Raw genomic sequence first — 7,907 nt, forward strand, 5'->3', positions numbered from 1 at the left:
TGTTCAGTTTTCAAAGTACTACCGGTCGCCCGAGGCAACTTAGATATCTTATCATCAGGGTCAACCATTGTCAACACAATATTTTGAATAATCATGCGCTTGGTTGTTATGTCCGAGCATCAGTAACAATGACTGCACCCGGTACGTATATCCCCCTCAGACAACAAATAATATAGTACCAGCGACGCCCACCACCGTCAAGACAATTTGCCAAATAAATCGTTAAAAAACATTGCGTGAATTACCGGTGCCTGCAAACCCCTGTTATAACGGCGCTGGCCGCGTCTACCCCACACAAAAACTCCGCCACCAGTTTTGCATCACATGTAGTGATACAAAACCGGCGACGGAGTTAGTAACGGCTACTTAGTTACTGCTGGAGCTACTAGAACTACTATTGCTACTACCACTCAACTCTGGTGCATCCGTGACGTAATCATCAATCGTGGATTTATTACCATTTTTGTAGAGCAAACTAGTCTTCTTTTTCTCCTGTAATTTCTTGAGCGACTTCTTAGTGGCACTCAACTTGTAATTGTAATCACCCTTATTGACCTTGGTAAAGCCACTCGGGTGGTAGAACCGTAGCAAGTTACCTTGAATGATACGGTCAGACAACGACAACATGGTCGTAGTCCGGTTCAGACTAGCCCGTTCCTGCCACTTCTGCGCTTTCGTCGGATGGCTGATCTTCTTGCCCGTTTGCGTATTATAGTACTCACTACCTACCTTAGTGATGGTTGGACTCACAAAGTCGCCATCCCTGAAGGCCACCGTTTGGTTACGATTTGGTGCTAGCAAATCAGTCCCCAACTGAATGTATTTAGAGCTATCGACGCCCAACAGGTTTTCCAGCGTTGGCAATACGTCAATTTCACCACCGTAGGTATGATTAACCCCACCTTTAAGACCGTTCATGTGAATCATCAATGGAACCCGCTGGAACTGGGCCACATCAAAGTCGTTGAACGTCTTCTTGCCCATCAACTTAGCAATAGCCTTCTTATGGTTGTCAGAGATACCATAATGATCACCGTAAAAGACCACCATCGTATTCTTATCCAAACCAGACTTCTTCAGGTAGCGCATGAACTCACCCACCGCCTGATCCAAGTAGTGCGCGGTCTGTACGTACCCATCGACGGTATCATCACCGGTCTTGGTCTTCGGGATCGTCACGTTCTTCTTATCCAAGGGGTACGGATAGTGATTGGTCAGAGTAATGATCTTCGCATAAAACGGCTGCGGTAGCTGTTCGAGCCAAGGGGTCAACTCCTTCAGGAAAATTTTGTCCTTCAGCCCGTAACCAATCTCGTAACCCTTCTTGTCCTTGTAGTACGACTTACTGAAGTAATAGTCATACCCCCAGGACTTGTAAGTATTTTCCCGGTTCCAGTAGCTAGGTACATCCCCATGGAATGCTGCCGTCGTGTAACCCTGGGACTGCGCCAAAATTGCCGGAGCTGCCTGGAAAGTGTTGCTAGTCCCGTACTGACTCATGGCCGAACCTTCAGAAGTCCCAAACAGTGAATTCTCCAGCATCATTTCGGCGTCAGAAGTCTTCCCCTGGCCAACCTGGTTGAAGAAGTTGTCAAAGCTCAGCGTATCACTCTCGTGGTAGATCTTGTTCAGGTTAGGTGTGACGTACTTACCGTCATACTTGTAGTCAATCAAAAACTGCTGAAAACTTTCCAAATGGAAAATGATAACGTTTTTGCCCTTGGCCACGCCCCGATACGAAACGTTGCCACTCATATGGTTTTTCTTCAGCCAGTTCTTCACACTATCCAGGTCACTAGCTTTGGCCTTATCCATCACGGCACTATTCTGTTCAGTCTTGACCCCGTCGTACACGGTGTACACGTTCAGACCTAAGTACTTGACGATGTAGTTATTATCAAACGTCCGGGTCAACAATCCTGAACGATCGTGATAAGCCATCTGCAGGTTCGCCCCAAAGAGCAGGACCGCCAACAAGGAGATCAACATGGCTACACGCTTCTTGACTGGACGCATGTCCACCCGTACCAGCTTGAATGCCAATACGACAATTAAAATAATAAGGTCAAGAAAGACCAAGAAGTCAGACGGGCGAATAATGTTAGTAATCCCCGTACTGAGATTATTGGACACTGAACTACTCCCCTTAATCAGGGCAAAGGTCATAAAGTCCGAAAATTCACGGTAATACAGAATGTTCGCAAACAACCAAGTCGTGGTCACCGCATCAATCAGCAACATCGTGACGTAGGACTTACGGCCCGTCATGTACAGCGCCACCCCAAATAACAGAATGGTCGTCGGTAACGGATTCAACGCCAGCAGCAGGTGCTGAAAACTGCCAGTGGATCCGAGGTTGAATTTCGTATTATACGCCCAGAGCGTCTTTGCCCAAAAAAGCGCAACGGCCAGAACGAAAAATCCCATCCTGGTGCTCAAGGCGCGACGAATACGACCGCCTAATTCCTTCATAGTGGACCTCCAGATTGTTCTTCATGATAGCCAAAAAATGGCTATAACACGCATATTATACCGCGTCGAAATTTATGTACTAGTTTCAACTAGCAAAATTAACCAATTAACAAGTAGCAAGACAAACAAAAAAGCCGCGGCACAGGCCGTGGACTCTTTGTGTACCAACATGTGGCAGCTACTTACTCGGTCGCTGATGGAGTCTCATCCTCGGGGTCAGTACCGTCATCGAGCAAGTCAAAGATTTCCATCGCTACTAAATCAATATTGTCAAACTTGAAGGTCTGGTGCGTCGCCATCTCTTCCAGCTCAAATGTTTCCGTCTGCGGGTCATAAGATACTAAGCCCCGCTCATCGCCGTTCTTTTCGAAACGCCGTGTCTGGGTTTCGTTCGAATCAGCTTCTTGCATTGCCTCAAGTCGCTTAATGATTGCAACAAGTTGTGAACCTTTCATGAGAGTATCCCCCTTATCTTCTATCTGCTATGAGCATACCACGGATTCACCATCCGTGCGGCAAAATATCGCTTACTTTAGTAATTTTTCCGTACGCCGAACTGACCGCCGGGGCCGAACGGCAATTGCCACCGTCCCACAAATCATCCCCAAATAATTGGTTAAGAAGCGCCAGAGCAACATCGCTAGCACCATAGTGGCAGGGTTGCCGATATACATCGAAAAAATTGTCTTGAAACTGTACTCTGCGCCACCACTACCACCAGGGACCGGAAAAATCGAGGTGATAATCACAATCATGACGTGTAATGCCATCACTTCGATAATGTTCACGTCTGACACGTGCAGTGACAGCAGTACAAAGTACGGCACACTGTAGTACATGAGCAGTTCCACCATCGTCAGGATGGACGCCCAGATGACTTTGCGTTTCGCCTGCTTAAGCTGCAGACTCTCCGCATAAAAAGTATCGATCTTCGCGACCCACTCGAGTTCCTTAACGTCCCGCCGCTCAGCACCCATAAACCAGCCCACCGGCTTCATCGCCCAGTGTAACAGCTTCCGGGTAAAACGGTAGTAGTACATCACCAGCAACAACCCGACAATGACCGTCACGTGGATGATCATCCCGAAGGCAATCAGCACGGCCAGCGCGCCAAAGTGGACGGCAACAGTACGAAAGGCTACGACGATTGTAAAGACAAAGTTAATCAGGACCATGAATTGGTAAACGATAAACTTCATTAACAGCACCGAGCTGGCGCGACCACCCTCAACGCCACTTTGCAGCATGGCGACCAATTGTGCTGGCTGGCCCCCCGCCGCAAACGGGGTAATGGAATTAAACAATTGTTCCACCAACGGCACGCGCAGGGCGTTGCCAAACGGCATCAGCTTTTCACCCTCATGGCGCAACAGCACCTGTAACACAACCGTCTCGACGACCCACGAGCCCAACATCATCAGGGTAGCAACCAGTAACCACCACATGTTCAGGTGGGTGAGCTCACGGACGACTTGGTGTGGATTCAGTGTACGGCTTTCCCAGGCAAAGATGACCACGCCCACGAACACCATCAACACGGCCACCAGTTTATTCTTCGAAGTCATTGGCACACCCCCTGTCCGCGGTGTTACCGCTGCTGGTCACGATGCCGTCCCCAACCGCGGCGAGGCGCCAACCGGGCCTGTGCGGTATAAAACTCGTGCCAAACACCCGCCAAACGCTCTTCGGAATACTCCTGGGCAGCCGCGTGACTGAGGTCCTGGTAGTGGTGCCACAATGCAGGTGTATCCGCCACCTGCTGTAGTTGCCGATCCATGGCATCCACATCGGGAGCCAGCATGGCGTACGGACGAATAATGCCGTCATACAATGCTAAATCACGTACCATAACTGGCGTGCCCGTTGCAAAAGCCTCTAGGACCGCCATGGGGAACAGTTCCTCAAAGGACGGCAAGAGGAATAGGTCCGCCGCGTTGTAGTAATCAACCATGGTTGGCCGCGGGATGATGCCCGTAAAGGTGACATTGGCCGGTGGGTGGGCCACCGCATCCTTCAAATGGCCATAACCATTCGTAATCTTGCCAAACGAAAAGCCGCCCGCCCAAATGAACTTGAATTCGCGATGCCGCCGGGCGAGCGTCAAGAAGTCATCGACCCCTTTGCGTTCCTGCACCTGACCCGCACCAAAGATCACAAAGTCATCTGGTTGAATACCCAGTCGTGCGCGAATCGCAGCACGTGTATCCGCATCGTCCTCATGGAAGGTGCGCTGGGAGACAAAGTTGGGGATGTACGTCACGTGCTCCGGGTTGATCCCATAATCAGCCAACCGGGGAATAAAGTTGGGATTGACGACCACGATTTGGTCCATCCGTTTGTAAAAGGCGATTACGTACTTGTTGAGTACGCCCTGCGCCACTTTGGGTAGCGTCAGACTGGACTCAAGTGTATCGGGCAGAAAATGCACGTAACCGATCTTGCGACCCCGACGCGGGCTAAACGATGACGCGTAAAACTGGGGGTCAATCGTATGGTAGTGACTAATGTCACTGCGTCCGTAATCATTAATGCGAATATCAAAGTCTTGCGGAAAATAGCGCCGCAACAACGAGATGAGCTCCGTGTACACGGACCCCACACCCTGGCCCGCAACCTTTGTGGCCGAACTAAACATGTGGATCTTAATCATTGATACTGTTCCTCCGTCTTACCCGGTGTAAGCGAATGGGCCCCCGTGTTTCATGACCCGCAATCGCAGTTTGGTAATACACCGTCGCGTCCTGATAGAACTGCAGGATCCGGTTACCAAATTCGTCCGCTGACACCGCCTGCAGTTTGGCGTTACGCGCGTCATCACCGCGATATGCGTCCGGGTGGTCAAAATAATCAACGACTTGCGCGGCCATTTCGGAAGGGTTCTTAAAAGTCCGACCAATTGTGGGGTCATCTAACAAGGCGTTAGTGTAATCGCCCTGGAGTGCCAGCACCTTGATTCCAGAGGCCATGGCCTCAATGTACGTGAGACCTTGCGCCTCCGAATCGCTAGCCGACACAAAGATATCGCCCGCCCGGTAATAGTCGGCCACCTGCTCGTGGTTAACCTCCCCCAGGAAGCGCACACTATCTCCTAATTCCAAAGTTTCGGCTTGTTCTTCCAAACTTTCGCGCGCTGGGCCATCACCAACCACAAGCAGCACGGCGTCCGGATGCTGCCGCAGAATTCGCGGCATGGCGTCGATGACCCGATCAATTCGCTTTTCGTAGGCCACCCGCGAAATCGACACCAACACGGGCACATCGTTGAGTCCCAACTCACCACGCACGTCTCGTTGTGGTGCACGCTGGTACTGACTCAAGTCGATCCCAGTCGGAATAATGCGAATGGGCGCACTGATCCCGTAACGCTCCAGCGTGTTTTGAACCCGCTCACTGGGCGCCACGACCCCAGAATCATTATGTAAAAATGCACGGGAAATCTGCTTAACGTGGTACGGCCGTAGCAGGTGCCCATTCATCACGTAGTGCAGGTAGTCTTCGTACATCGTGTGGTACGTGTGCACCACGGGAATTTTGAGGTTACGCGCCACAAACTTACCAATGTACCCTAGGGCAAACTCAGTCTGGGTGTGGACGATGTCCAAACGCAACTTCTTAGCTACTTGTAGGGCGTGAAAAAGGCCTCTGACCGCAATCCGCCGGTCCGTAAAGGAGACAAACGGCACACTGGTAAAACGAAAGATATTTGGTTCCTCAGTCCCTTCGGGCACCTTCGGATCCGTGGTAGTGAAAATGTAGACGGAATGCCCTTTACGTTCGAGGTCATCCTTCAGCGTTTTGATGGACGTGGCTACACCACTCACTTGCGGAAAGTATGTATCGGTAAAAATGCCAATATTCACGCCAATCCCTCCTCAATGGAATGCTTATTGTCAGTATAGAGATTTCCGGCACGGGGTGCAATTCACGTTTCCCACCCACGTACCTTAATATACTGACCATTGTCGCCCCTACACCATTAGTTGCCATCAGTCTCAAGGATGAGTTTCTGCAAAAAGGCGGAAGATGTATGCCAATTTAAGCTCAAAAAAGTTTGCGGCCGCGATTTGCTCATCAATAGTGTGCACCGCGTCGTAGTCCAAACGACAAAACTACAGCCTGTACAATACAGTGTCGTTAAAGAAAGAACAAGTCGTGACCCCTTCGGCGACATGGTCGTAGACTGTCTATGTCATTCTGGTTTTGATGCAATTGTGACCCGAATTTGTGCAAACACAATTTATCTGGATATGAAAAAAAAGACCCGCAATGCTGATTTAACAGCTTTACGAGTCTTTACGTCCGGCTATGTTCATAGCCATAATACCGGTGATCGGGGTCGAACCGATACTCCCTCAACAGGAACTGGATTTTGAATCCAGCGCGTCTACCAATTCCGCCACACCGGCATAACAAGGTATATTCAATTTCCTGCGGTAAGCCCGCTAGGAAGGCGGTAATCGGATTCGAACCGACGATTAAGGTTTTGCAGACCTCTGCCTTACCACTTGGCTATACCGCCATCAAAAGTACCCCAATTGGGGAATTGGGATAGCTGGATTCGAACCAGCGCATGACGGAGTCAAAGTCCGTTGCCTTACCACTTGGCTATACCCCAAAAAACAAAGGGCGGTATGTGGGAATCGAACCCACGTATGCTGGATCCACAAACCAGTGTGTTAACCACTTCACCAATACCGCCATAATGGAACCACAGGGATAGTAGGAGTTGAACCCACATCGACGGTTTTGGAGACCGTTGTTCTACCATTGAACTATATCCCTATTTATGGGGGATCTAGGATTCGAACCTAGGAACCCGAAGGAACGGTTTTACAGACCGTCGCGTTTAGCCACTTCGCTAATCCCCCATCAATGGCGCGGGACGGAATCGAACCGCCGACACATGGAGCTTCAATCCATTGCTCTACCGACTGAGCTACCGAGCCATTAACGGTCTCAACGGGACTCGAACCCGTGATCTCCTCCGTGACAGGGAGGCGTCCTAACCAACTAGACCATGAGACCAATATTCAGTTGAATTGCGGGAGCAGGGTTTGAACCTGCGACCTTCGGGTTATGAGCCCGACGAGCTACCAGACTGCTCCATCCCGCGATAATTGTAAAGGAGAATGAGGGATTCGAACCCTCGCGCCGGCATAAACCGACCTGACGGTTTTCAAGACCGTTCCCTTCAGCCACTTGGGTAATTCTCCATGCTAGGTTGGTAATGACCCGTACGGGATTTGAACCCATGTTACCGCCGTGAAAGGGCGGTGTCTTAACCACTTGACCAACGGGCCACAACGGAGAAGGAGGGATTTGAACCCTCGCGCCGCTTTCGCGACCTACACCCTTAGCAGGGGCGCCTCTTCAGCCACTTGAGTACTTCTCCATAATGAATATATTTAGTTCAATGGGCCTAAATGGACTTGAAC

Annotated in this window: 5 protein-coding genes and 12 tRNA genes; all 17 read right to left on the minus strand. The window is 50.3% G+C overall.

What is annotated here, in order from left to right:
* Window positions 1-366: 366 nt before the first annotated feature.
* Window positions 367-2,472: an LTA synthase family protein gene (locus FD19_RS09310; protein WP_056969904.1), complete on the minus strand. Its 2,106-nt coding sequence runs from the start codon at window positions 2,470-2,472 to the stop codon at window positions 367-369.
* A 182-nt stretch (window positions 2,473-2,654) separates the two neighbouring features.
* Window positions 2,655-2,927, minus strand: coding sequence for a YkuJ family protein (locus FD19_RS09315; protein WP_054751019.1), 273 nt, complete (start codon window positions 2,925-2,927; stop codon window positions 2,655-2,657).
* Between the two features lie 72 nt (window positions 2,928-2,999).
* Window positions 3,000-4,037 (minus strand): lysylphosphatidylglycerol synthase transmembrane domain-containing protein, encoded by a 1,038-nt coding sequence (locus FD19_RS09320; protein WP_056969906.1) that lies wholly within the window; start codon window positions 4,035-4,037, stop codon window positions 3,000-3,002.
* A 23-nt stretch (window positions 4,038-4,060) separates the two neighbouring features.
* Window positions 4,061-5,122, minus strand: coding sequence for a glycosyltransferase family 4 protein (locus tag FD19_RS09325; protein WP_054751018.1), 1,062 nt, complete (start codon window positions 5,120-5,122; stop codon window positions 4,061-4,063).
* Window positions 5,115-6,332: a glycosyltransferase family 4 protein gene (locus FD19_RS09330; protein WP_054751017.1), complete on the minus strand. Its 1,218-nt coding sequence runs from the start codon at window positions 6,330-6,332 to the stop codon at window positions 5,115-5,117. Before FD19_RS09330 ends, FD19_RS09325 begins: the two co-directional genes overlap by 8 nt.
* A 461-nt stretch (window positions 6,333-6,793) precedes the next feature.
* A tRNA-Leu gene (locus FD19_RS09335) sits at window positions 6,794-6,878 on the minus strand.
* A 42-nt stretch (window positions 6,879-6,920) separates the two neighbouring features.
* Window positions 6,921-6,991, minus strand: a tRNA-Cys gene (locus FD19_RS09340).
* Window positions 6,992-7,015: 24 nt separating this feature from the next.
* Window positions 7,016-7,087: transfer RNA gene (locus tag FD19_RS09345), tRNA-Gln, on the minus strand.
* A 10-nt stretch (window positions 7,088-7,097) separates the two neighbouring features.
* Window positions 7,098-7,170: transfer RNA gene (locus FD19_RS09350), tRNA-His, on the minus strand.
* A gap of 13 nt (window positions 7,171-7,183) precedes the next feature.
* Window positions 7,184-7,254: transfer RNA gene (locus tag FD19_RS09355), tRNA-Trp, on the minus strand.
* Between the two features lie 5 nt (window positions 7,255-7,259).
* A tRNA-Tyr gene (locus tag FD19_RS09360) sits at window positions 7,260-7,340 on the minus strand.
* A 5-nt stretch (window positions 7,341-7,345) separates the two neighbouring features.
* Window positions 7,346-7,418 (minus strand) — tRNA-Phe (locus tag FD19_RS09365).
* Between the two features lie 5 nt (window positions 7,419-7,423).
* Window positions 7,424-7,497: transfer RNA gene (locus FD19_RS09370), tRNA-Asp, on the minus strand.
* A 14-nt stretch (window positions 7,498-7,511) separates the two neighbouring features.
* Window positions 7,512-7,585: transfer RNA gene (locus FD19_RS09375), tRNA-Met, on the minus strand.
* A 10-nt stretch (window positions 7,586-7,595) separates the two neighbouring features.
* Window positions 7,596-7,685: transfer RNA gene (locus FD19_RS09380), tRNA-Ser, on the minus strand.
* Window positions 7,686-7,700: 15 nt separating this feature from the next.
* Window positions 7,701-7,772, minus strand: a tRNA-Glu gene (locus tag FD19_RS09385).
* Window positions 7,773-7,776: 4 nt separating this feature from the next.
* Window positions 7,777-7,864: transfer RNA gene (locus FD19_RS09390), tRNA-Ser, on the minus strand.
* Window positions 7,865-7,907: the final 43 nt, after the last annotated feature.

This window comes from Lacticaseibacillus thailandensis DSM 22698 = JCM 13996 (assembly GCF_001436135.1).
In the GTDB taxonomy this organism is placed as follows: Bacteria; Bacillota; Bacilli; order Lactobacillales; family Lactobacillaceae; genus Lacticaseibacillus; species Lacticaseibacillus thailandensis.